Consider the following 25,319-nt stretch of genomic DNA (forward strand, 5'->3'; position numbering starts at 1 on the left):
GCATCCGTCCTGAAACAATTGCCGCGAACGTCCCGTCTAATCATTACTATCCTAAAAACAAACTCATCCATAACCAATGAACAAAGCGAATGCTTCCGAAGCCGTTTTGTTCCACTTCGTTACACAAAACTTAAGAAGGAGGAATTAAAGTGAACAAAAAGTCCTTACTTGCCGCATGCCTCACCTTGACGTTATGCGTTACGGCTTCCCTGCAATGGGCGAAATCAAGCGAAACGGCAGCGGCGCAGGAAGAGATTCAAATCGTCATCGAAGGCGAACCGCTCGCGTTGTCCACGCCCGCTTTCATCGAGAATGGTTCAACCTTGGTACCCGTGAGGGAAATCGCCGAAGCCCTCGGCGCGGATGTGACCTACGACGAGATGCAGGACGGCGAGCGGACCGTTCGGCTAAAGCGCGGAGAACGCGAGGCGGTGCTGACGATCGGCTCGAGCGTCATGACGGTCGGCAGCAAAAAAGTGACGCTGGCCGCCGAGCCGCGAACGGTGCAAAGCGTCACGATGGTGCCGCTGCGAGCCATCTCCGAGTCGCTTGGCACGGTCGTCACCTGGGACGGCATCAAACGCATCGTCGCCATCGACGAGCCGCTTCAGCTTCCCGCGATCGGCTCCGAGAAGAAGCTGGCGGAGCTGCTCCGGGAATTGGCGGACAGAAACTCGTATTCGTACTTGGCGAGGGAAGGCGGCGCGGTAACCGAAACGCAAGCGTCGGCGGACAAGGGGGCGGCGGCTCCAGAAGCCGCTACGGCAGCCGACGGCTCGGACTACGGCGGCTCCGCCGATGCGGGCGACGACTATTCGAAAACCAACGTGCAGGTGGAAGGCGTCGACGAAGCGGACTGGGTGAAGACGGACGGCGACTATATTTATCAGATCAGCGGCTCCCGCGTCATGATCGCAGACATCTCCGACCCGGCGAAGCCGCGCCTCGCCGCGGAGCTGGAGTATGCCAAGGAGGAAGGCTTCCAGCCGCACCAGCTGTACATCGACGACGCGAGGCTGATCGTCATCGGGACGAAGCAGATTTACGATGCCCCGGCGGTGCCGATGGAAGGCGAAGCCGCCGATTCAGGCGGCGCGGCCGAGCGGCCAGCGGCGGACGGAGCCGCCGCGGCAAGCGGAGCGTCTGCCGATATCGCCGTAAGCGGCAAGATGGCGATCCTGCCGTATTTTCATAAGAGCATGGTCAAAACGTATGTATACGATTTAGGAAACGAAGGCAAGCCGGCTTTGGTCAGACAGCTTGAGCAAGAAGGCAGCTACCTCTCTTCGAGAAAGATCGGCGAAGCCTTGTACATCGTCACGAACAAATATAGCTATAATTACGGCATCTATGACCTGCCGGCCGGGAAGAGCGATCTAGAGACTGCGCGTGAGTTAGCCTCTTCGTTCGAGCCGCTGTACCGGGACACGGCCGTATCGGATGAGCCGCAGACCGTGAAGCTAAGCGATATCCGCTACTTCCCGGAGCCGGCCGACAGCTCCATGATGATGGTTGGAGCCGTCGACTTGGGCGACTCGGAAGGCACGCTGCAGGTGTCCGCTTATTTCGGAGCCGGCGGCACCATCTACGCCTCCCAGAAAAATTTGTACGCCGCGCAATCGGTATTTACCGAGGACGGCAGCACGTACAAGCAGGAAACGAAGCTTCACAAATTCCGCCTCGATAACGGCAGCATCACATATATAAGCGAGGGCTCGGTGCCTGGCGCGCTGTTGAACCAGTTTTCGATGGATGAGCACGAGGGCTACTTCAGGGTTGCTTTAACGAACGGCAATATGTGGGCAACCGGCGAAGCCGGCTCCACGAACAACGTGTATGTGCTGAACGAGAAGATGGAGACGGTCGGCAAGCTGGAAGGTCTTGCGCCCGGCGAGCGGATATACTCCGTAAGGTTCATGGGCGACCGCGCCTACATGGTCACCTTCCGCAACGTCGACCCGCTGTTCGCGATCGACCTCGGCAATCCGGCCAAGCCGGAGGTGCTGGGACAGCTCAAGATTCCAGGCTACAGCGACTATCTGCATCCATATGACGAGAACCATCTGATCGGCTTCGGCAAAGAAACGATCGAGCTCCCGTCCAAAGGAATGGGACCCGACGAGACTATGGCCTTCTACCAAGGCATGAAAATCGCGTTGTTCGACGTGACGGACGTTACCAAGCCGAAGGAGCTGTTCAAGGAAATCATCGGCGACCGCGGCACGCATTCCGAGCTGCTGAGCGACCACAAGGCGCTGCTGTTCTCTAAGGAAAAAGGGTTGCTCGCCTTCCCCGTCGAGCTGCACGAAATCAAGAACAAGGAGCAGCTTGCGGACGGCAGCTTCCCCGCTTACGGCGAATTCACGTATCAGGGGGCATATATTTACGGCATTGACCTGACGAAGGGCTTCCAGCTGCGGGGCCGCATCAGCCACTTGTCCGATGAGGATCTAAGGAAGAGCGGGCAGTACGGGTACGACTACGCGAAGACGGTCCGGCGGATCCTCTATGCGGGCGATACGCTGTATACGCTATCCGACGCTATGCTGAAGGCGAACCGAATGGACAGCTTGGAGGAGAGGGGCTCTCTCGCTTATCCGGCGGATCCCGAGAGCGGGAACGGATATGGCTACGGGCAGAAGCCCATGCCGATCGATATCATGCCGTCGGTAACGGCAGAATAATAGAATGAACGAAGCCGGCGCGATCGGAAAGCGCCGGCTTCGTTTTTTTGCCATCGAATGAGGGCGTTCCATTCCCGTTTTCTGGTATAATGGGAGGAGCGCTCCTATTATTTTTTCGAAAGAGGATGATGGCCATGTCCGATCACAACGATCGCGATGATCTGGCGGAACGCCGCCGTAACAAGCTGAAAGTGCTGCAATTCGATAAAGACGGGAAGCATCTGATAGAAACCGAGAAGCCCAAGGAAACATTCAATGACGTCGGCGGCCTCGATGCCGTGAAGAAAAAGATACGCATGAATTTCATTCTTCCGCTAAAGCAGCCCGAGCTGTTCGCCGCATACGGCAAAGAAGCGGGCGGCAGCGTCCTGCTTTACGGCCCGCCCGGCTGCGGGAAGACGTTCGATCGCCGGCGAGATCGACGCCAACTTCATGCATGTCGAGCTTCAAGCCATTCTAGGCATGTACGTGGGCCAAAGCGAAAGCAACCTGCATGACTTGTTCGAGAAAGCGCGGGAGAACAAACCCTGCGTCATTTTCATTGACGAGCTGGACGCCATGGGCGGCAGCCGCAACAATATGCGCCAGCACCACGACCGCATGCTGGTTAACCAGCTGCTGCTGGAGCTCGACGGCTTGCAGTCGTTCAACGAGGGCGTATTCGTCATCGGAGCGACCAATACGCCGTGGTACCTGGATTCCGCGCTTCGCAGGCCCGGCCGCTTCAATCACTTGATCTTCGTGCCGCCGCCGGAGGAGGCCGAACGCGAGACGATTCTCGGCCTTAAGCTGGCAGGCAAGCCTACGGATGGACTTGATCTGACGCGGATCGCCAAGGAGACGAAGCATTTCTCCGGCGCCGATCTGGAGCAGCTCGTGAAGGACGCCGTCGAGGACGCATTGGAGCGGACGCTCGAGACCGGCGATATCCAGCCGATCAACCAGGATGATATGCGCAAATCCGCCAAGGGCCGCAAGGCCACGACGCTGGAATGGTTCGCCACAGCCAAAAACTATGCCACCTTCAGCGACGTCAATAACGACTACCAGATCGTTCTGGACTATATGAAAGCGACCGGATTGAAATAACCAACTCCCATAAGACATGAGGTTATGCCCATGGAAAGAGAAACTACGGATTTGCGTTATAAGAGAATCTCGCAGCTGATGGAATGGAACCGGCACAAGGAAGCGTTGGACGAAGCGATGGCCCTTCTCCGCGAGGAGCCGGAGGACGCGAACGCGTATGCCGTCCTCGGCCAAATCTGCCTTCGCTTAGATAAGCGGGACGAAGCCCTGCATTGGTCGCAGGAGTCGCTTCGGCGCGATCCGGAGAACTCCCTTGCCTGGTTCGTTCGCACAGCCGCCTATTATGAGGGCGAGAACTGGAAGCTGCTTGACGATGCGCTCGACAACGCGCAGCGCGTCGATCCCTACGAGCCGCACTATTATTTCCTTCGCGCCAACGCCTTCAACCGCAAAGGCAAATACGCGAATGCCAAGGAGATGCTGCTGGCGGGACTTCGGCTTAGTCCCCATAACGCCTTGTTTCTTGCAACGCTAAGCTATACGGAAGCGCTCCTCGGGAATATGCAGGAGTCGAAGCATTACGCGAAGGAAGCGCTGCGTCAGGATGTTGAGCACGATCATGTCTATCTCTACCTCGGCTGGGCAGCCGAGTGGCGCAACGATTACGACGAACAGCTGCTGATGCTGAAGAACGCGATTCGGCTCGATCCGGAGAACAAACAAATCCGCGAGGCGTATTTGGAAGCTTTGCAGAAGAGCTACAAATTTTATCGCATATTGCTCGCCCCGACGAATGTGCTCAAGCGGCTGAAGCCGTGGCAAATTCTGCTCGGCTGGTTCGTCGCGATTCTTTTGTTCCGCCCGCTCATCTTCGTATTCTTAATTCTGTATATAATGACCCACTGGGCGACCAAGTGGCTCGTTCACGTCAAGGTGTTCGGCTGGTCTCGGAAGAGGTAGCCATTACGCATAGTTAGGAGAACATACAACTTGAGTCCTCATTTTCCAATCCTCCGCACGGACCGTTTGATCCTTCGTCCCTTCCGCAAGGAAGACGCCCGGGATATGCTTCATTATTTGTCGGACCCGGAAGTAATGAAGCACTATGGCATGGCGCCCTTCTCCGCCGAGGAGGAAGCATGCGAAGAAGTGGACTGGTACGACAGCCTGCTCGAGAAAGGCACGGGCATCCGATGGGCGCTCACGCTCGGGGAGGATGCCCCAGTCATCGGCTCCTGCGGCTATCATCAGCTGGACCGCAGGCATAACCGGGCGGAGCTGGGATACGAGCTCGCCCGGGAGCATTGGGGCCGCGGCCTTATGTCGGAGGCGCTGCGAGCGATCCTCGCTTACGGCTACGGCGAGCTCGGCCTGAACCGCATCCAGGCCCTCGTCGAGCCGGCCAACGCCGCATCCACCGCGATGCTCCGCAAGCTCGGCTTCCGCGAGGAAGGCGTGCTCGCCGAATACGAATACACACTCGGCAAATACGACGATCTGTCGATGTTCGCGCTGCTGAAGCGGGATTTTCAGTGAAGCCGTCTTATTGCGGGCGCCTGCCGCGCGTCTATAGCTCCGATTGGACGTGCAGCAGGCGTCATTTCATCTGGTCTATCGCCACCCTTTAGACGTGGTGCCACGCACGCTCACTCCCCTCAACTTCGCCCATCTGCTTCGTTTAGTGCCACACTTATCAGATCTCTTGTCGTAACTAATGCCTTCCGATCAGGAATGACAAACTGCCGAGGATTTGACGGCTAGCGGAACTCACAGACCTTATCTGCGCTTAAAATCACATTTATGGATTCTTACGGAACTATAAGCCTTTATTCAGCCGAATGCCCCTTGTCCACCACCAAAATGGTGAAAATAGCGGCAATCAGTTCCGTTACTAGATCCATAATGCCAGAAATAGCGAGAATAACGTCTGTGAGTTCCGTTACTTAATGAGGCACCGATCTTTCCGTTCTAAGTGCGGGTTTCAACGGAAGAGTCATGACGCCTCTCCGCAGTATATTGGAATGGTCGGGGCAGATTTCTTAGAATGGGGAACGACTTGAAACCTTTCATTCAGCTCGAATATGAGGACAACCTCGGGTGGGTGAAATTAATAACACTAAAGTAGCCCTATACAAAAAAGGAACTGCCGCACGGGGAGGGCTTCTCTCCGTGTGGCAGCTCTTTTGTTTAACCCTTCTCTTTACTTCTTAGGCCGCTACGTCAACCGCAGGCCTAAACGGGTACGTAGGTCAATCTGATTACTTGCTCGCCAATTCGATCGTTTGCCACGAGGCGCAGCGGCGGCCGGGGGCCGGCGAAGAACGGCTTGCCGTGACCCAGCACCACTGGATGGAGATAAAGTCGGTACTCATCAATTAGACCGAGCTCCGTTAGACTGTGCGCCAACTCCGGCCCGGCAACCTCAATCTCTCCTTCATGCTGAGCCTTCAGCTCACGTATGGTCGCCGCGAGGTCGCCCTCGATCAGAGTAGCGTTCGGACCGACGGACTTTAACGTCCTCGACACCACCCACTTCGGTTTGCTTCGCCACGCCGCTGCGTATTCTCGCTCCGCTGCATCCCACTCTAAATCTTCTGCGTCCCAATACCGCATGGTCTCGTACATAACGCGCCCGTACACGCTGCCTGCCAGGCCGCGCACGTCGTCGATGAAATGACGGAATAGCACGGGGTCGGGCAGAAATGCCATGTGGTCGACGAATCCGTCCAGAGACTGGTTCAATGCGAAAACGATTTTTGCCATACGAATCACTCTCCTCCCTTTTTCTCACCCATTCATCATCAGGATATCTACATTTTAACTCCCCGCAGCATGCTTGGTTTCTCATGAATTGCTAACGTTCTTTATTAGCAAAAAGAAGCATCCGTCAAAGCGAATGCCCCTTCTTCTTCCCGGCAAAATATTCATCCTCCAGAATGGAGTACTGGTGCGAGTCGTGGAACTTTCCCTTATGGAACATATGCCCGCGCATATGCCCCTCAAAGGTCATGCCGATCTTGCGCATGACGGCGGCGGACCCGAGGTTATCCGGCCGGCAGGTGGCGAATATCCGGTGCAGCCCTAGCTCCTCGAAGCCGAAGCGCAGCAGCTCGCTAGCCGCTTCCGACGCATATCCGTTCCTCCAGTGCGACCGGTTAAAGCAGTAGCCGATCTCTCCCTGCCTGGGGTCGAACGACCGCAGTCCGCTGCCTCCGATCAGCTCTCCGTTTTCCTTCAGCACGACGGCCAGCTCGAAATCAACGCGCGGAGCTTGCTGCTGCATCCCGATCGCCGACTCCAAGAAAGCCCGCGTATCCGCCTCCGTATTCGGTCCCCAGATCATATGCGAAGTCACGACCGGGTCGGACGCGTAGCGATGAACAGCCTCCCAATCCCCCGCCGTAAACTCTCTTAAAATTAACCTTTCCGTCTCCCTTCTCATGCCTCACGCCTCCTCCAGCCGAATCCAAAACCGCTTGACCGTCTCGCCGTCTTCCATCGTGAACAAGGACTCGAAGCGGCCTCCGGCACCGAGTATGGTCCGCTCCGAGGCCTCGTTGCCGGCGTCGCATACGAGCAGCACCCGATCGAGCCCCTTCGCTTTCGCTATTTTCAAAGCCTCTGCCAGCTGCTTGCGCGCGTAGCCTTGGCGGCGATGGGACGGCGCGATGCCGTACCCGATATGCCCGCCGCTCTCGAGCAGCTTCCGGTTAAGCCGATGACGGAAATTAACGGCTCCGACGATCTCGTCTTCCTCATTAACCAGCCAGTAAGTCGAATGAGGCACGAACCCTTCCCGCGTCACCTTGTCTTCGGTGTCCTCCGAGTACAGAAACGCCACGTACGCCTCGAAGTCCGACGGATCCTTCTCTACGACCCATGGCACGATGGATTCGCCGCTAGCGATCCAGTCACGGTAGAAGGTCATATACGCCTCCCGGTAAGCAACATGCGGTTCAATTAATCGAGCTTCTCCCATCTTTATCCCACCTCAATCCGGTAAATTTTCCAAAATAAATAATTGGATTTATTATAGGGGGGTTCGCTCTCGCCTGCAAGCAGAATAAAAGCCTTCGCGAATCGTCGGATCCGCGAAGGCTTAATCTCGTGTTATTCTACCGTTACCGCCTCTTCGACGACCGCTTCGTCAACCGCTTCTCCGGCATCGGCCGAGGCTTCGCCCGCGGCTTCCTCCAGCTTGGCTTGGTCCTCCTCCATCTGCTTCTGCCACAACTCCTGAACCTCTTCATCGGTCATCGATTCTTGGGCAAGCAGCTCCTCGCCTTTGACCTGAAGCAATTCCAGACCTTCCTCCACCGTTTTCGTTCCGTTCTGGATCGCGGTAAACTCTTCGTTCATGTATTGATAGAACATCATGTCGAATTGCTTCGGCAGCTTCTGCATGTCGGTGTAATCGAATGGCTGCTTCATCGGCTTCAGCTTATAGAACGCCGCGTAGTTGCGGCCCTCTTCGTCCTTGATATACTTCGTATGGATCGAGAATCCGTTGTTGTAGGTCAGCTTCGACTTGACCCTCGCGAATTCCTCGTCGGAAATATACGAGATGAATTTCCACGCGGCATCCGCGTTCGGAGAATCCTTGGCGATCGCAAAAATATTGTTGTAGTAAGCGCCCGTGCTCTGATCCGGGAACTGCGCGCTGACCGGCATCGTCACGATATCCCAGTCGCTGACGACCTTGCCCTCTTCCTTGATGTAGTCGCTCGCTTCCTTCATTTCGCGGATGAACCAGCTGCTTTCGATCGTCATGGCGAGACGGTTGCTGATAAACGGGTTTCTCATAAGGTAATCCTCGTAGGAGCTGCTCCCGCCCATCATGTCGTTTTGATTCTCGAAATAAAGAGCTTCGGAGCTCAATGCGTCATTCGCCGTCTTCACCGCGTTGATCCACCCCGGCGTATTGATCGTCATCGTCTTCGTCGCAGGGTTCACGTAATTCAGCCCTTCGGAATTTGCGATCATCTGGCTCATTTGATTCAGATCTCCGGAATAGCCGGCCTTCAGTCCGTACACGCGGTCTTCCCCTTCTCCGTCGATCGGGAATTGACGCGCCAATTGAATCACTTCGTTCCAGGTCATCTGGTCGGTCGGATAGGTAACGTTGTATTTGTCGAATAAGGCCTTGTTGTAGAAGAGCACTTGACTGCTGAAGCCAGATGGCAAGCCGTACAACTGCCCGCCGCCAAGCTCCTTCATATAATCCACCATGCCGGGAACAAGCCCTTCGGTGTTGAACTTATCCTTCGTGATAAACGGGCCGAGATCGATCAGCCCGCCGTCCGCCGACATATCCTCGTATTCTTTCATTTCGAGCATGAGAATGTCGGGCTTCTCTTTCTCGAGGAATTCCTTCTTCGCTTTCTCCATGTCGACCTCTTCGCCGTTTTCGCCGCCGCGATACAGGTTCTGGGTCGATACGACTTCCAGCTCGATCTCCGGGTATAACGCGCTGAACAACATGCCGTATTCCTGATAGAAGCTGTTCTCGTCGTAATACATCACCTTCAGCGTCGTCGGCGTTTGTTCGCCCTCTCCGTTATTCCCCCCAAAGCTGCAGCCGGATAGCATAGCGGCGGCAAGCGCCGTGGCTGCCGTCGTTTTCCACCAATTTTTCATTCTCTCTCCCTCTCCCTTTCTAGTTAAACTTCCATCGCAACCAATATGTACCACAAACAATACGTTTTTTCTTGCTAGATAGTTGCACCCTGGTTGAAAGAAAACTTCGCAGCCATCCTCGATTGCCCACTTCTACTATAAATCCCCATCCTTTTCTAAATCTAAATTTTTCCTTAAACCTTCCTGAACTTCCTGTTAATTCTCTCTAGCGCAAAAAAAAGAGCCGGTCACTTGAACCAGCCCTTCTCCTTGAATCTCGTAATCGCCTCGATTCGGTTGCTTACGCCGAGCTTATCCAGGATAACGGATATATAATTCCGCACCGTTCCCGTCGTAAGAAACAGCTCGCTTGCGATCTCCTTCGTGTTTTTACCGTCCGCTACGAGCTCCAGCACTTCCTTCTCCCGTTCGGTAAGCGGATTGTCGCCGCCGCCTCCGTACGCTTCGTCCATAAGCTCCGAGGCGTAAATCCGCTTGCCCGACATGATGCTCCGAATGGAGCTCGCCAGTTCCTCACTTGGGCTGTCCTTAAGCAGATAGCCGCTTACGCCGGCTTTGACCGCCCGTTCGAAATAACCCGCGCGCGCAAATGTGGTCAGAATGATGACCTTGCACTTCCCCTTGATTTCTTCCGCTGCTTCCAGCCCGCTCTTCGCCGGCATCTCGATATCCATAATGCAGACGTCGGGCCGGTGCTGCTCGACAAGCGCGATCGCTTCCTCTCCGTTCGAAGCGCGGCCTACAACCCGCATATCCTCTTCGAGATCGAGCAGCGAGGCGAGAGCGCCCAGCAGCAGGCGTTGGTCTTCCGCGATCACGATCGTAATCATTCGCTCCGCACCTCCTTCGTCGGCCGTTTCGCCACATGCGGCACCGTCATGACAAGCTCCGTGCCGCCGTCGGATCTCAGCTCCAAGCTTCCGTTCACGAATTCCAGCCGTTCCTTCATGCCGCGCAACCCGTTTCCGCGATAGCCGCCGGTCCGCACGTCCGCCATTCCAACGCCGTTATCCTGCACGGTAACCGCGAACTCGCTCGGCGTAGATGAGAATCGGATCGAACAGCAGGCGGCATGGCTGTGCTTCACGACGTTCGTCACCGCTTCCTTCAGGCACATGCTGAGCACGTTCTCCGTCAAGAGATTCGTATCCGTCAGCCGATAATCGCCCTCCACTTGCAGCTCGATGCCGGCTGCGGCGAGAATTTGCCTCACCCGCTGCATCTCCTCTTCGAGACGAGCGCCCCGCATCTGGGTGACCATCTCCCGGACTTCCTTCAGCGCCGTACGCGCCGTCTGCTGGACGTCCCGGATTTCCGCTTGCGCTTTCGATGGATTCGAATGAACCAGCTTGCCGGCCAAGTCGCTTTTCAGACCGATCAAGGAAAGCTTCTGGCCGAGCGTGTCGTGCAAGTCCCTAGCGATCCGCTGCCGCTCCTCCTGCTTCACAAGCTCCGCGATCCGCTTGTTCGCATCCTCCAGCTGCCCTTCCAGCTGGCCCTGCTTCTTCTGGTTATACGTGTTGAACGGCAGCAGGATGACCACGATGAGACTGATCAGGATAAAAGGAAACTGCTGAAAAAACAGCTGATTCTGCGTCACGAAGCCATAATTGACCGTAATGAACGTCGTCGCGATATGGATCGCGTACAGCGTAATGAAGCCCGCTTTGTTCTGCACGTTGCCGATAAAAAAAGCAAGGAAAATGCAAAAATACACATAGCTGAACAACAGCGTCATGGCAATGGAAACGACGATCTGCACGCTGGTCCAGAAATAGACAAGCCATCCTTTGGACGCGAAAGCCAGCCGATAGCAGACAAAAAACAAAATGATCATGACGATGCCGGAGACAACCTCCGGCGTGGAGGAGGAGCGGAAGATGAAATAGAACGGTAAAATGCAGAACACGATCCATACGTAAGGACTGAGCCCCGTCGCCCGATGGAAGATGTGATACCATTTGTTCATTCCGCTGCCCATCCTTCTGCCGATAGTCGCTATCGCATCAGCCGATAGCCGTAATTGGTTTCTATTGTAGCATAAGCGGGATTAGCTCGCCTTCCTCGGATCGGCGGAAGCCGACCCCCTCCGGACTCCTGCAGGCTTGCGCAGCCGATCCCGGACATCCCGGAAGCTGACGAACCGCTTACCCTCTTCGTCCCAGAGACGGAACTTCAGCGACTCCAGGCTCTGACGGATGGTGATGGTCGTCGCTTTATGCAGAGGCGGCACGGCGTCATGCGCCTGCTCCAGATAATAATTCGGCACCTTCGGACTGAGGTGATGCACATGATGGAAGCCGATGTTGCCGGTCAGCCATTGCAGAAACTTCGGCAGCTTGTAATACGAGCTTCCGTCCACCGCCGCTTTCACGTAGCTCCACTCCTCGTCGTGCTCGAAGTACGAATCCTCGAATTGATGCTGCACGTAGAACAGCCACACGCCGAGTACGCCGGACAAATAGAACACCGGTCCTTGCACCAGCAGGAACGCTTCCCAGCCGATCGCCCAGCACATGAGGGCGTACAGCGCAACGATCATCGCGTTCATCAAGTACGTGTTCAGCTGTTCTTTGCGGCGGGCTCCCTTGCGGTTGAAACGGTATTGAAAGACGAATACGTAGATCGGACCAAGCCCGAACATGATAAGCGGATGGCGATACAGGCGGTAAGCAAGCTTGGTCATTCGGCTAGCGGACGCGTATTCGTCGACCGTCAGGATCCACAGATCGCCGACGCCGCGTTTATCCAGGTTGCTGCTCGTCGCGTGGTGAATGGCATGCGAGTTTTTCCACTGCTGATAGGGCACCAGCGTCAAGACGCCGGTAATGTTGCCGACGATGTCGTTCGCCCGCTTGCTCTTGAAGAACGAGCCGTGGCAGCAGTCGTGGAAGATGATGAACGTGCGGATAACGAAAAACGACGCGCCGACGGCGAAGAGCAGGGTCAGCAGATACGATACCGATAAGCTCAAATAGGCCGCGGACCATAGGGCGACTAGCGGTAGCAGCGTATTCGCCATTTGTCTGACGCTTACGCTAATTCGCGAATGCTCGTACGGGGCTACGCTTTTTTTCAAATGAACGGTTTGATTGGATTCAGTCATGCATGCTTCCTCCTCGGATGTTTCCTCGCTCTGGAGTACAGTGCTTCGGCACTTATTATATCCATTGTAGAAAATATTGCTGGCGGCTCCCAGTCATAAACGTCAAGCCGCTTATATGACAAATGTCATATAGGCAGCTTTAAACCGGCCTTAGTATAAGGCTCCCGTGCTTGTGGTTCGGACATCGAACTTCACGCTGATCTTCACGTCCCGATAGATGGATTTCCAATCCGTTTCTTTCCAGAAGGCGAAATCGGACTGCTTCACCTTCCGGCCGATGCCAAGAGCGTCGGAATTCGCTTGGCGGAGTTTTGCGACGACGTCTTCGGCTTGCTTCTCCAACCAGCTCTCCACTTCTATTTTCAGCGCTTCGGGATCGGCCTTTCCTTCCTTCGTTATGGGAAAGCTGGTGATCTCGCCGGACAACCGCACATTCAGCTTGCATTCGACTTTCCGGCTCGCCTTATCGATCGATACGCTCATGTCGTTGTTCTGCTTGCGGGCCACGAACGTGAGCGGCCGCGAGATCGATTCCGTACCGACATTCAGAACCGCGGCTTTCTCCAGCCTATTCATCATCAGCATGAGCACCATGCTTTGCTCGGCCGATAATTTCACTCCCGAATACCGGTCTCCGTTCATCAGGCCGACGTTTTCGACAGCCAGCTCTCCGTCCGCTTGTAAGTTAATAATCGGGATGACGGAATCCGAAACCTCTTCCTGGGAGGTCTGCCATAACGAGAACAACGTCTGATGGGGAGAAATCGTCGCTTGCTTCGAGCCTTCTATTAACTGCAAAATATTGAAAGCGATCGGGCTTCCGGTATCCATCTTCGTGGAATTCAGAATGGCAGAAGCTTGCCCTTCGCTGATCAGGAAGCTGGAATTCAAGTTGGTCTTCGGATTCCGATAGAAATATTCAAGAGGAGCCATTACTCCTTTTTTGGCCATCTGTTCCCCGAAAATGATAATATGCGTCTTCGAGCCTTCGATTTTGCCGGGCATTACATTGTTCAGCCGGCTGGCCAGCTCGGAGATCGAACCGCCCGTCGCCTCGACGACTACGTCCTGCGCTTCGAACTGACCGCCTCCTTTGTTGAGCAGCTTGATCGTACTGATGGTCCCGCGCATGCCGCCGTCCTCCGCCGCGTCGACTCCGACTCCATTGACGATCGTCTTATTCACCAGCCGGTCGATATCCCAGCACCCTGTCATGAGAATCAGCAGCAATCCGGCTGCGAGCATCTGGCCGAATCGTCTCATGTCGTCCCCTCCGCCAGCCTTTTCTTGAACAGCAGGGATACGAGCAGCATGAAGGATGGCAGCCCTATGATGTAGCCGAGATAAACCTTTTCGATCCACACGGTTATCAGCTCGATTCGTTCCACAGAATTCAGTCCATATCCGATGCCGAATATAACCGCTCCGCCGATTCCAACCGTCCGCTTATATGACTTCGGGCCGCCTGACAAGCTGCTTCCGGCCATATACAAATAACCGACGAATACGGTTGTCATCGCGAAAATCCATATGGACAAAAAGATGAGATCCAGACGATCCAGCAGCTGAAGGGATATTCCTTTGAACAGAAAGAGGACAGGCTCCCGAACAAGCTCCAGTGCTTTGGGGCTGAAACCAATTAAACAGAGAAGGACGAAATAGGTATAGAACAAAGTAACAAATAGATTGGCCGCGGATATCGTGGGCAGCAGATTCGATTTACGGCTGGTTACCCGGGCGAACAAATAGAGGATGACCTCGAAGCCGAGCATGGAGAGAAACGTTTTTTCGCTGCCCGTCCATATATTCGCCGCCCCCGCGGTTCCGACCGGCATAATGCGCGACAAGTCGACCTCGTGGGTGAATGCCATAAGGCTGAACAAAATAATAACGATGAAAAGCATCGAGGTAATGACAAGAAATCTCTCGATGGCGCGGACGCTCTGCATCGCGAGATAGACGACCGTCGCGAGAATCAAAGTCAGAATGACGGGGGCCGGAGTCAAAGGCAGCAGCCAAGTCTTAATCAGACGAATATAGAGGGTCGAAGCGTACCCCGCGATCGTCACGTAAAGAATGGCGCTTAACACGTTTACCGCCTTGCCGGCAATTCGGCCGAATAGCTTGACCGTCATCTCGCTCAAAATGAGGTGAGGGAATCTAGTGTACAATTTCCAATAGACAAGCAAAAGCAGTTGAATGATACAGCCCGCAATCAGGACGGAAATCCACGAATCCCCGTCCGCAGACCGCTGGATGACGGAGGGCAGCGACAACAGAGCAATGCCGATCTGGCATTTGATCATCCAGATGAATAATCCGAATTTCGATATCGAATCTTTATAAGCGGTCATCCTGCGCCCCCCTCCTCCTATGTCCCATATTCCATTTTTCCGCGAAACCGAATCGAGGAAGCCGGAAGAAGGCATCTCTCGGACCCGAGCTTGCGCGGAACGGATCGAACGGCGAGAAATAAGGCACGCCCATAATCTCCAGCTTGCACAAATGGATAAATATAAACATGAGCATGATGGAGAGGCCAAAAAATCCGAACATCGCGGCCGCTATGATCGTGGAGAAGCCCAGGATGCGAAGACTCGTTCCGAATTCGCTGAGCGGCGTGACGAAGGAGGATATCGCCGTCAAGCCGATAATGACGATCATCGTATGCGAGACGAGGTGGGCTTCCACGATCGCCGTTCCGATGACAAGGCCGCCGACGATACCGATCGTCTGAGCGACGGAGGAATGAAGCCGAATCGCGGCCTCCTTGAGCAGCTCGAGAATGACTTGCATCGTAATCGCCTCCATGATGGGCGGGAACGGCACGTAAGTTATGGCGACCTTTACCGAATACAGGATGCCCATCGGCAGCACCTCGGAGTGGAACGATACAATCGCGATATAAATGGCGGGCAGGCTAATAGCGAGGACGAAGCTGATCATTCGCACCACGCGGTTGAAGGTGCCGATCACCCAGCGGTTATTATAGTCATCCGGCGACTGATAGAAGGAGAAGAACGTAATGGGAAGAATAAGGGCGGAAGGATAACCGTCCACCAGTATAGCCACTTTCCCCTCCATTAAATAAGAGACGGTACGGTCCGGCCTCTCCGTCTGCAAGGTTTGGGGAAACGGGGACAACGGATTTTCGTCCACGATCTCTTCAATTTCGCCAGTCGAATATAACGAATTCAGCTCGATCCCGGACAATCTCCTCTCGCAGGCGTCGACGATATAAGGCGCGGCCACTTCGTCCAGGTAGAGCATCGCTACCTTCGTCTGCGTCAGCTTGCCCAGCGTGAGGTAGCGAACCTTCAGCTTGGGACTTCTAATCCGATTGCGGATGAGCCTAATGTTGGCGGAGATCGGCTCGATGAAGCCGTCATGCGGTCCGCGGGTGACCTGCTCGCCCTTGGCCTCTTCAATAGACCTCGCTTGCGCCACAACGGCTTGGATCAGATATACCGTGTCCGAGCCGTCTTCGAGAATGGCGCAGCTTCCCTCCAGCAGCGCCTTATCCACGCGTGCCAGATCCGCAGTCCGATCCGCATGAAGCGGCCCGAATAGGTCATCCAGACTAGATGACGATGCTTCGGAAGCCGGCTTGACGGCGAATGCTTGAACAAGCTCGGGGCTGGTCATGGTCTCTAAGTATACAAGCGCGCATTCCTTGGCGCGGAGACGGAAGACGCGCACGCACAAATCTTCGGTGCCGGAGAATCGCGCCTGCAAGTCCTCCAATCGCTTCCCTAATTCCAGTGATTGTTCATGCTTCATGCCCCTTCACCGCCTGCCCGTCTAATCGATACTGCTATTATGAGCAATTTCATATGGATTTATTTTCATACTCCGCTTCATAAAAGAAAGGGTTATCCCCGTCATCATCGATGACTCGAGGGATAACCCTTCATCATGTATGGATATAACAAGATCAATCCGGCCGCGTACAGGAACACGGCGACGAATACCGGAAGCAGGTGCAGAAAGTCGATATAGCCGATGCCGTAATGCACCGACAAGCCGGCATAGAATGCGGGGGCCCCGCCTATGAGCAGCGTCCACCAAAGCCAGCGCTGCCCTTCGCCGATGCCCCACAGCGCGATGATCAGAATGGCCAGCGCGTCGCACAGCAGCGCGCCGCCGAAGCCGGCCCGGTCATGCGCGATGAGCGAAAGCAGCTTCGGGTTCGCCTCATGAAGCGTCTCTGGCGTCGTGCCGAGGAAGGCGAGGTCGGCCTTCACGAACACGTCGGTCACGCCGACGCCTGCAATCGCGATGCCGCCGGCTGTCAGGGCGAAGCCGAGTGCGACGAAGCACAGCTGGCCCCACATCGCGCGCCGCCACGCGCGGTCGTTCCTCAGATTGACCGGCCTCAGGCTCGGTCGGTCGGCATTTCTCCGCATCGATAGGATGAACATAGGGAGCAGGACGGCTGCCGCGAGCGCATGCAGCGGGTCGAAATAGCCGTAGCCCAGATACAAGAAGAAGCTGGAGAAGCCGACGATGCACGATGTCGTCAGCGCCGTCTTCGCCCAGTGCAGGCCGTAACGCTGGCCGTGCCTCGCCAGCTGGTAATAGACGATGCCGATCGAGATCATCGTCCCGGCCAGCGTAATGCGGTCATGCGACATGAAATGAAGCAGATGATGGTTCACCCGGTGAATGTCCGCCGCGGACATCCCGAGAAAACTTAAATCATACGACAACAGGACGCTGGTTTCGCCGATCCACCAGGCAAACAGACCGCCGACGATCATGCCGACGCCGAGAAGGCACATCCATCCCCAATTGCGCCAGAACGGAATCGGCTCGGGCGGCGGTTCCCGCCGTACCGTCTCGTACATGATCGCTTCATTGATTCGTTTGGGCAGCCCCGGTCCCGAATAGACAAGGCCGCCGTGCAGCAGGATCAGATCGGCTCCGGCCTCCGTCAGCTGCAGAGCGTCGATAGGCTCGTGTACGCCGCCCCCCGCGATGATCGTGAAGCGAGAGCCCATCTGCTCGCGAAGCCGCTTCGCCTGCACGATGGACAAGCCGAGCGTTTGTCTGCCTACGATGATCGGGCGTCCAGCTGCACCCTTCGCATCCACGCCTGCCCGTTCTGCCGCCACGCCGTCGCCCACGACGGCTCCCTGCCAAACGGCCGAAGACGGAAGGCTCAGCAGCTCGCGAAGCCGCTCCTCCGGTAAATCCAGCGGGACATAGAGAAAGAACGGGTATCCGGCTGCATCCGCCAGCCCAGCCAGCCTCTCACTAATGGCAAGCACGTCGCGCCAATCGCGATTCCCGGAAGCGATGTCCAGGATGAAGCCCGCCGCTCCCGCCTGCGCCAATCGTTCAATCATGGCGGCCAACTGGCCGAACGCTTCTTCCGGGGATGCGTCCGGCATCGGCAATAGGCGCGCCAGACGGGGCAGCTTATGCTCCTTCCGCTCCATCCTTGCCGCGATCGCATCCAGTCCGTCATTCTCGAACAGGTCCGGATATCGGATCGCTTCGCCGGCAGGCTCCATGACGATCGGTTCGGCGCTATGGATCGGACGGACGGTGACGGGACCAACCTCAGCGAATCCGAAGCCGAACTGGGCAAGCGCCTTTTGCGCGACGCAGCCCGGGTCGACGCCTCCGGACAAGCCGACGGGCGACGGCAGGCGAAGTCCCCCGGCCTCGCGCTCGAGCAGCGGAGACAGCTCCATATGGCCGAGCGTCCGGATGACGAAGGACCCTCCCGGCATCCTGCTGATGCCGCCCATCGCGCCAAGCGTGAAGGAGCGGCTAACGCGCGAGGGCAGGCGGGACAGCAGCGGCTTGAACAACGTCTGATACGACCAATCCGGCATCGATTCTCCTCCTCATGAATGGAGCCCGTTATCCAATCGGATAGCGGGCTCCTGCTGCTGCGTCTGCGTTAGATCGCCCAGTTGCCCTTGCGGAACACGGGCACGACCGTTCCATCGTCCTTGATGCCGTCGATATCCATCTCGGCGGATCCGACCATGAAGTCGTTATGCGTAATGCTGGAGTTGACGCCGCTTGCCTCCAGCTCCTCCGGCGTCATCGTTTTGCCGCCTTCGACATTGAATGCATAGCCGCTTCCGATCGCGAAGTGGTTCGACGCGTTCTCGTCGAACAGCGTGTTGAAGAACAGGATGCCGGACTGGGAAATCGGCGACTCGTGCGGCACCAGCGCCACCTCGCCCAGATAATGAGCGCCGTCGTCGACCTCGATCAGCTTGTTCAGAATCTCTTCGCCTTCCTCGGCCTCCGCTTTCACGATGCGGCCGTTCTCGAACGTCAGCTTGAAGCGGTCGATGATGTTGCCGCCGTAGCTGAGCGGCTTCGTGCTCGACACATAGCCGTTCACGCCCGTCTTCTTGTTGACGGTGAACACTTCTTCGGTCGGCATGTTGGCCATGAACGAGAAGCCCTTCTCGTTCGTGCTGCCCGCGGCTACCCAGATATGCTTATCCGCCAGCTCGACGGTAAGATCCGTTCCCGGAGCCTTGTAGTGAAGGCTTCTGAAATGATGACCATTCAGGATTTCCGCCTTCTGATGAAGCGTCTCGTTATGCTTCACCCACTCCTCGACCGGATTGTCGTTATGCAGGCGCACGGAATCGAAGATGGCCGCCCACAGCTTATCGACCGCTTCCGCTTCGGATACGTCCGGGAACACCTTTTTCGCCCACTCCGCGCCGGCGGCCGCCACGACCGTCCAGCTTACTTTGTCCGATTGGATCGCTCTGCGGAATTCCTTGAGGCCTTGGCCGGCCGCTTTCTGGAACGCGGAGATCCGCTCCGAAGGAATGCCCTTGAGCAGGTCGGGGCTCGACGCCGTAATCGAGATGAACGCCGCTCCCTTCTCGACGAAGGCGCTGCGCTTAGCCGTCTCCCAAGCCGGGAAATCCGCGAATACGGAATCGGCCGCCTTCTCGTATTTCAGACGCGCCAGCTTGTCGTCCGTCCAATCCACGTGCACGTTCGAAGCTCCCGCCTCGTACGCTTTCTCCGCCACTAGGCGCACAAGAGGCGCAATTTCGATCGACGCTCCGTTCACGAATACCTCTTGACCCGGCTGAATGTTAACGCCCGTGCGGACGATCAGCTCGGCGTACTTGGCGAAATACTGCTCCATGTTCTTGCTCATATGTACAACAACTCCTTGAGAATAAAATACGTTCCGCCGCTATCCTTCATTCGGCGCCTCTCCAGTATAACACCCGCGCGGCCTCGATTTCATCTGCGACCCGCCGCCTCAGCTCGGGAGGCTCGAGCGCTTCGGCGGCCGAACCGCAGCCGAGCAGGATATCGCAGGCCGATTCCATCGTCTCGAACAGGACGCGGGCTTCCGTCCATCCTTCGCTTTCCCTCTCGGCATCGACGGAGAATACGTACCGTTCGGCGCGGAGCCTGCCGAGACGCTCCGTCCGGACTCTTACCCTCGCCGGGTAGCGGGGCAGCCTCTCCTTGAAATCGGACAAGGACGCCTCCCAATACGCGGCGAGATCGAACACGGCCGGGGGCGAGAACCGCTCGGGAAGCATCTCCGCGTCCGTGAGCCGGGAAATCCGGAAGGTGCGAAGCTCCTCCTCCTCGATCATCGCCACGACGTACCAGACGTTCCGCTTCACGACGAGTCCAAGCGGCCGGACGACCCGCTCCGTCCGCTCGCCTTCGCGTTCGTAGGCGATGCGGAGCGCCTTCTCCTCCCATACGGCCTCCTGCGCGACCGGCAGCAGCGGCGGCTGCTCCTTGGCGTTCCCGCCGGCTTGCCCATGCCAGCCCGCGCCGTCGATGTGGAGCTTGCGACGCACCGCCTTGGCGCTCTCTCTGGCGACCTCGTTCGTTCCCGCCAGCAGCTTCCTCAGCGCCGCGTCCAGCGCTTCCTGCTGTCCGAGCTCCCGCAGCGGATGGTCTTGGCTCGTGACGAGCAGCGCCGCCAGCTCGTCGGCATGCAGCCCCGTTAGACCCGTACGGTAGCCCTCGGTCAGCTGCCAGCCGCCGTGCGCGCCCCGCTCCGAATAGACCGGAACGCCCGAAGCGCTAAGCTCCTCCATATCGCGAAGGATCGTGCGCTCCGTCACCTCCAGCCGCTCCGCCAGCTGCCTCGATGTCAGTCTGCCCTCCGCCTGCAGCAGCAGCACGATCGATACCAATCTTCCCGCCCGCATGATGCGCCCCTCCCTTAAATCCATTTTACTCAGTATACCAATTAAATTATGACAGGGGTTGTCGTATATGCTCCCGTACAATGAAGTTCGTAGCCCACCATGAATGCAAGGAGATGGACGATATGGAACAAAAGCCATTGCAAGGCAAGATTGCCGTCGTTGCGGGATCGACGAGAGGCGCGGGAAGAGGCATCGCTGTCAGCCTGGGCGAAGCGGGAGCCACCGTCTACTGCACGGGCCGCAGCGTCAACGGCTCGCCGTCCGACCTGAACCGCTCCGAGACGATTCAGGAGACGGCCGAGCTCGTGACGGCGGCGGGAGGAATCGGAATTCCCGTACAGACGGATCATACGTCTCCCGAGCAAGTCGCCGCGTTGTTCGACCGGCTCCGGACCGAGCAGGACGGGCGGCTCGACATTCTGGTCAACAACATATGGGGCGGCGAGAAGCTGATCGAGTGGGGCAAGACGTTCTGGGAGCATTCCTTGCCAAGCGGTCTGCTCGTGCAGGAGAGAGCCGTCAAGGCGCATCTCATTACGAGCTATTACGGCGCTCCGCTGATGATCGCGAACAAATCGGGTCTGATCATCGAAGTGACCGACGGCATCGATTACCGATACCGGGGCAATCTGTTCTACAGCCTGGCCAAAATATCGCCGATCCACATCGCGGAATCGCTGGCCGAGGAGCTGCGTCCGCACGGCGTGACGGCGCTCGCCGTTACCCCGGGATTTCTGCGCTCGGAGGAGATGCTGGAGCATTTCGGCGTGTCGGAAGCGAACTGGCAGGACGCCGTTCATAGCGGCAAGGATCAAGCCGAGCACTTCGGCCAATCCGAGACGCCGCGCTTCGTCGGCCGGGGCATCGCGGCGCTTGCCGCAGATCCCGCTGTTCTCGAGAAGACGGGCAAAGTGCTGCCAAGCTGGGATTTGTCGGATGAGTACGGCTTTATCGACATCGACGGGCGCAAGCCGCACTGGGGACGATACGCGAAGGAGCATGGGTTTCTATAAGCGGCCAACGAACGCAGAAGAAGCGGGCGCTCCTGAAGGAGAGTCCGCTTCTTCTGCTGCTTACCCGTTCACGATTTCCCCGCCGTTAATATGGAGCATCTGCCCCGTCATGTAGCTGGAATCGTCGCAGGCCAGGTAGACGTAGGCCGCCGCCAGCTCATGCGGCTGGCCCGCGCGGCCCATCGGCGTGTCGGAGCCGAACGTCGACACCGACTCCGGATCGAACGACGCCGGGATGAGCGGCGTCCAGATCGGCCCGGGCGCGACGCCGTTCACGCGGATGCCCTGCCCCGCCAGATTCGCCGCGAGCGCGCGGGTGAATGACACGATCGCGCCTTTGGTCGACGAATAATCGATCAGCGTCGGATTGCCTTTGTAGGCCGTGATGGACGCCGTATTAATGATGGCGCAGCCTTGCTTCAGATGAGGCATGGCCGCTATCGTCAGGTAGAACATGCCGAACACGTTCGTGCGGAACGTCTGCTCGAGCTGCTGCGGCGTAATGTCCTCCAGCTTCTGCCGGACATGCTGCTCCGCCGCGTTATTGACGACGATATCGATCCTGCCGAACTCCTCGATGGCCGCCGTGACGGCTCCCTTGGCGAACGTGTCCGTGCCGATGTCGCCGGAGAGCAGGCGAACGCGCGCGCCGTGCTTCTCGCAAATTTCCTTGGTCTGCTTCGCGTCGTCATGCTCGTCCTTGTACACGATCAGCAGCGACGCTCCCTCCTTCGCGTACGCGACCGCCACCGCGCGGCCGATGCCGCTGTCGCCGCCCGTAATGATCGCCGTCTTGCCGGCGAGCTTGCCGGCCGCCTTGTACTGCTCCGTCTCGAAGACGGGCAGCGGATTCATTTCCGACTCGATTCCCGGCTGCCGGTTTTGGTTTTGCGGCGGGAACACTTTCTTTTTCTGCGATGATGAAGACATCTGAGGTCCTCTCCTCTCTACGTAATGTGATAGAAGATTTCGTCCATCTCCTGCTTCAGGCGGTTCGTGATCTGCTTCTGCTCCTCCAGGCTCAGGGTGTCCTTCGTATAGCCGAACAAATAATTGTTCAGATCGAACTCCTTCAGCCGGCACTTCGTATGGAACAGATTCTCCTGATAGATGTTCACGTCGATCATGTCGTACAGCTCGGCCTGCTCGTCCGGTATGTAATTCTGGATCGAGTTGATCTCATGATCGATAAACAGCTTGTACCCGTTAATGTCGCGCGTGAATCCCCTCACCTTGTAATCGATCATCATAATGTCGGTATTGAACGAATGGATGAGGAAATTGAGCGCCTTGAGCGGCGAAATTTCGCCGCAGGTCGAGACGTCGATGTCCGCCCGGAACGTGCTGATGCCTTCGTCGGGATGGTATTCCGGGTAAGTGTGCACCGTAATGTGGCTCTTATCGAGCGCCAGAACGACGTTCGCGGGCAGCGGGCCCGGCGATTCCTCGTACGATTCCATCGGCACCTCCACGACCGGTCCTTCGGACACGAGCAGCGTTACGCTTGCGCCTTGCGGCACGTAATCCTGCTTGGCGATATTAAGCACGTGAGCGCCTATCATCTCCGAAACTTGGTTCAAGATCGAGGTCAGCCGGTCGGAATTGTACTGCTCGTCGATATAAGCGATGTACGCCTCCCGCTCTTCCTTCGTCTTCGTGTAGCAAATATCGTACATATTGAAGCTGAGCGTCTTGGTCAGGTTATTGAATCCGTGCAGCTGAATGCGCTGCTCATGCGTAAGCTTCACGATCCTCACTCCTTTACCTACGTACTATTTCCTGTTACCCCCATCCTAATTCCGCCAAACCGCGCAAAAAAAGAAAAGAAGCACGCCATTCGTGCTCCTTCTCCGTTCCATTCTTATTCATGCCGCCAAAAGCCAGCCTTTGAAAGCTAGCCGATAATCCTTCTGTAAGTCGCCTCGTCGCAGACGACGAACAGCTTGGCTTCGCCGGGGATCGCCTCGTTCAGCTTGCGGTTGATGCCGAGATCGCCGCGGTCCGCGAGCAGCGTCGCGCCCTGCTCCAGCAAACCGAAGAACGCATCGCCGTAAGTGCGCCACGCGCGATTGACGGGCACCTCGTAAAGCTCATCCCCATATTGCCTGCTCAGCAGCTGGCGGAACACGTCCGAGTTGCCCTCTTGAAGAGCGGAGCGTACCGCGAGACGGGAGATGGCGTCATGCGACACGACAAATTCGTTCACCTGCACATGGGCGAAGTTCCGGATATGCTTCTCCTGCATCACTTCCACCGTCGTATGAACATGAGAGGCCATTCTTTCGATGCTCGAGGCTATGAGCAGCGACTTCCCGTCTACTAGCGACGCTTCGTCGATGCGGGCGTCCGCGAATATAATCGCCGATTTGGCCCTCTGAATATTGGCGCGGGCCAGCACGTCCTCCTCCGAAGGATCGCCGCTTACGAAATGCACCCTCGGCAGCCTCTCGAGCGGATGCTTACCCGATTCGTCGATAAGAACGATCGACGTCTCCGGACTGTGCGCAAGCAGCTCCTCGACCGCGGTATGCGCTTTTTTGCTCCAATTGATAATCACGATGTGGCCCTCGCCTTTGTAGCCCAACTGCCCCTCTCCTCTCAAACGTTTGATAAGCGCGAACGAATCGATGATTTTGCCGATGACCAAGCTCAGAAGACCGATCCCGAATATGTACAGGAAAATCGTGAATGCCTTGCCCGCGATCGTGACCGCGAAATAGTCTCCGTAGCCGACCGTTGCCATCGTGGTCAGCACCCAGTACAGGGCGTTGAACCAGCTGCCGAACGTATCCGGCTCGAGCAGGAAAGCCACGGTCGCGCTGACGGCCACGAAGAGCAGAATGCTGACCGCAAGCGTCTTCCTCCCCGCGCGGAACAGCTTCTCGGATAATAGGAATATAAAATGCACGAGCTCCCCGCTCCTTCCTAAGATTGATTCCTGAAACCAATTGTCGGTTTTGCCGTATGGAAGCTTATATCAAAAAGCCATTGGAGGGAATACCATGTCCTTGTTCAAGCGACTGCGTGACTTAACCTTATCCAACGTCTATGCCCTGATCGAGAAAGCCGAAGATCCGATCAAACTGACCGACCAATACATCCGCGACATGACGGAGGATCTGCAGGATGCCGAGAAAGCCGTCGCCTCCCAGATCGCGCTCGAGAAGAAGTTCAAGAAGCTATACGAAGAGCAGGAAGCGCTCCTGCAGAAGCGGATCGAGCAGTCCCATATCGCCGTTCAAGAAGGCAACCTCGAGCTCGCCCGCCGGGTCATCGAAGACAAGCAGGCCGTCGAAACGAAGATGATCGAATACAAGGAAGCTTACGCCGAGAACCAGCTGCTCGCGAACAATCTGCGCGCCAAGCTGGAGGAGATGCGGAAGCAGCTTGCCGACATGAAGAACAAACGGGATACGCTCGTCGCCCGCTACCAAGCGGCGAAGACGCAGACCGAGATCAACAAAGCGATGTCCAGCTTCGGCGGAAGCTCCGCCGCGGCGGGCATGAAGCGGATGGAAGAGAAGATGCTGCAAGCCGAGGCGATGGCGGAAGCAAGCAACGATCTCGCCGCTTCCCGCGGCAAATCCATCGACGACGAATTCGCGAATCTCGGCAAGAACAAAGCCGTCGAAGACGAGCTCGCCGCTCTGATGAAGCAATACGAGAAGAAGTAGAC

General features: G+C 56.8%; 21 protein-coding genes and 1 pseudogene. 6 read left to right on the forward strand and 16 right to left on the reverse strand.

The annotated features are described in order from the left end of the window. Positions 1-149: 149 nt before the first annotated feature. From NQZ67_RS06235 to NQZ67_RS06250, 4 genes and pseudogenes are all read left to right on the forward strand, one after another. Positions 150-2,684 (forward strand): beta-propeller domain-containing protein, encoded by a 2,535-nt coding sequence (locus NQZ67_RS06235; RefSeq protein WP_257443801.1) that lies wholly within the window; start codon positions 150-152, stop codon positions 2,682-2,684. Positions 2,685-2,818: 134 nt separating this feature from the next. Continuing rightward, a pseudogene (locus NQZ67_RS06240) lies at positions 2,819-3,773 on the forward strand (ATP-binding protein). 30 nt (positions 3,774-3,803) lie between these two features. Beyond that, positions 3,804-4,673 carry a tetratricopeptide repeat protein gene (locus NQZ67_RS06245; protein ID WP_257443803.1) on the forward strand — a complete coding sequence of 290 codons (870 nt, stop codon included), beginning with the start codon at positions 3,804-3,806 and terminating at the stop codon, positions 4,671-4,673. 30 nt (positions 4,674-4,703) lie between these two features. Continuing rightward, on the forward strand, positions 4,704-5,249 hold the full coding sequence (locus NQZ67_RS06250; protein WP_257443805.1) for a GNAT family N-acetyltransferase: 546 nt from the start codon (positions 4,704-4,706) through the stop codon (positions 5,247-5,249). A 696-nt stretch (positions 5,250-5,945) separates the two neighbouring features. Here NQZ67_RS06250 and NQZ67_RS06255 read toward each other — a convergent pair. From NQZ67_RS06255 to NQZ67_RS06315, 13 genes are all read right to left on the reverse strand, one after another. Beyond that, positions 5,946-6,476 (reverse strand): dihydrofolate reductase family protein, encoded by a 531-nt coding sequence (locus tag NQZ67_RS06255; protein WP_257443807.1) that lies wholly within the window; start codon positions 6,474-6,476, stop codon positions 5,946-5,948. A 124-nt stretch (positions 6,477-6,600) separates the two neighbouring features. Further along, on the reverse strand, positions 6,601-7,155 hold the full coding sequence (locus NQZ67_RS06260; protein WP_257443808.1) for a GNAT family N-acetyltransferase: 555 nt from the start codon (positions 7,153-7,155) through the stop codon (positions 6,601-6,603). A gap of 3 nt (positions 7,156-7,158) precedes the next feature. After that, entirely contained in the window at positions 7,159-7,692 is a 534-nt protein-coding gene (locus NQZ67_RS06265) for a GNAT family N-acetyltransferase (RefSeq protein WP_257443809.1), read from the reverse strand. 131 nt (positions 7,693-7,823) lie between these two features. Beyond that, positions 7,824-9,350, reverse strand: a complete 1,527-nt coding sequence (locus NQZ67_RS06270) for an ABC transporter substrate-binding protein (protein WP_257443811.1) — start codon at positions 9,348-9,350, stop codon at positions 7,824-7,826. Between the two features lie 227 nt (positions 9,351-9,577). After that, positions 9,578-10,180, reverse strand: a complete 603-nt coding sequence (locus tag NQZ67_RS06275; RefSeq protein ID WP_257443813.1) for a response regulator transcription factor — start codon at positions 10,178-10,180, stop codon at positions 9,578-9,580. Continuing rightward, a complete protein-coding gene (locus tag NQZ67_RS06280; protein ID WP_257443820.1) occupies positions 10,177-11,319 on the reverse strand; it encodes a sensor histidine kinase in 1,143 nt (380 codons plus the stop codon). The genes NQZ67_RS06275 and NQZ67_RS06280 overlap by 4 nt, the downstream gene beginning before the upstream one ends. 81 nt (positions 11,320-11,400) lie before the next feature. Continuing rightward, the gene (desA, locus tag NQZ67_RS06285) at positions 11,401-12,456 is read right to left on the reverse strand and encodes a Delta(5) desaturase DesA (protein WP_257443821.1); all 1,056 of its coding nucleotides are present in this window, start codon (positions 12,454-12,456) and stop codon (positions 11,401-11,403) included. 150 nt (positions 12,457-12,606) lie between these two features. Next, a complete protein-coding gene (locus NQZ67_RS06290; protein WP_257443822.1) occupies positions 12,607-13,719 on the reverse strand; it encodes a Ger(x)C family spore germination protein in 1,113 nt (370 codons plus the stop codon). Further along, entirely contained in the window at positions 13,716-14,810 is a 1,095-nt protein-coding gene (locus NQZ67_RS06295) for a GerAB/ArcD/ProY family transporter (RefSeq protein ID WP_257443823.1), read from the reverse strand. Before NQZ67_RS06295 ends, NQZ67_RS06290 begins: the two co-directional genes overlap by 4 nt. Beyond that, positions 14,797-16,236 carry a spore germination protein gene (locus NQZ67_RS06300; protein ID WP_257443824.1) on the reverse strand — a complete coding sequence of 480 codons (1,440 nt, stop codon included), beginning with the start codon at positions 16,234-16,236 and terminating at the stop codon, positions 14,797-14,799. The genes NQZ67_RS06295 and NQZ67_RS06300 overlap by 14 nt, the downstream gene beginning before the upstream one ends. Before the next feature lie 104 nt (positions 16,237-16,340). Further along, positions 16,341-18,299, reverse strand: a complete 1,959-nt coding sequence (locus NQZ67_RS06305) for a dihydroorotate dehydrogenase (RefSeq protein ID WP_257443826.1) — start codon at positions 18,297-18,299, stop codon at positions 16,341-16,343. 68 nt (positions 18,300-18,367) lie between these two features. Further along, complete coding sequence (locus NQZ67_RS06310; RefSeq protein WP_257443828.1) at positions 18,368-19,606, reverse strand: aminopeptidase; 1,239 nt, start codon at positions 19,604-19,606, stop codon at positions 18,368-18,370. A gap of 46 nt (positions 19,607-19,652) precedes the next feature. After that, positions 19,653-20,630 carry a helix-turn-helix transcriptional regulator gene (locus tag NQZ67_RS06315; RefSeq protein ID WP_257443831.1) on the reverse strand — a complete coding sequence of 326 codons (978 nt, stop codon included), beginning with the start codon at positions 20,628-20,630 and terminating at the stop codon, positions 19,653-19,655. Between the two features lie 122 nt (positions 20,631-20,752). Between NQZ67_RS06315 and NQZ67_RS06320 the strand changes: the two genes are divergently transcribed. After that, a complete protein-coding gene (locus NQZ67_RS06320) occupies positions 20,753-21,643 on the forward strand; it encodes an SDR family oxidoreductase (RefSeq protein ID WP_371825274.1) in 891 nt (296 codons plus the stop codon). A 60-nt stretch (positions 21,644-21,703) separates the two neighbouring features. Here NQZ67_RS06320 and NQZ67_RS06325 read toward each other — a convergent pair whose 3' ends face one another. The 3 genes from NQZ67_RS06325 to NQZ67_RS06335 all read right to left on the reverse strand — a co-directional run bounded on the left by NQZ67_RS06325 (position 21,704) and on the right by NQZ67_RS06335 (position 24,551). Next, positions 21,704-22,573 carry an SDR family oxidoreductase gene (locus NQZ67_RS06325; protein ID WP_257443839.1) on the reverse strand — a complete coding sequence of 290 codons (870 nt, stop codon included), beginning with the start codon at positions 22,571-22,573 and terminating at the stop codon, positions 21,704-21,706. A 17-nt stretch (positions 22,574-22,590) separates the two neighbouring features. After that, on the reverse strand, positions 22,591-23,391 hold the full coding sequence (gene speD / locus NQZ67_RS06330; RefSeq protein ID WP_257443841.1) for an adenosylmethionine decarboxylase: 801 nt from the start codon (positions 23,389-23,391) through the stop codon (positions 22,591-22,593). Positions 23,392-23,537: 146 nt separating this feature from the next. After that, on the reverse strand, positions 23,538-24,551 hold the full coding sequence (locus NQZ67_RS06335) for a potassium channel family protein (protein WP_257443843.1): 1,014 nt from the start codon (positions 24,549-24,551) through the stop codon (positions 23,538-23,540). 94 nt (positions 24,552-24,645) lie between these two features. On the opposite strand from NQZ67_RS06335, the gene NQZ67_RS06340 reads away from it, so the two are divergent. Beyond that, positions 24,646-25,317 carry a PspA/IM30 family protein gene (locus NQZ67_RS06340; RefSeq protein WP_257443844.1) on the forward strand — a complete coding sequence of 224 codons (672 nt, stop codon included), beginning with the start codon at positions 24,646-24,648 and terminating at the stop codon, positions 25,315-25,317. The last annotated feature ends 2 nt before the right edge of the window (positions 25,318-25,319 follow it).

Source organism: Paenibacillus soyae, assembly GCF_024623455.1.
Taxonomy (GTDB): domain Bacteria; phylum Bacillota; class Bacilli; order Paenibacillales; family Paenibacillaceae; genus Pristimantibacillus; species Pristimantibacillus soyae.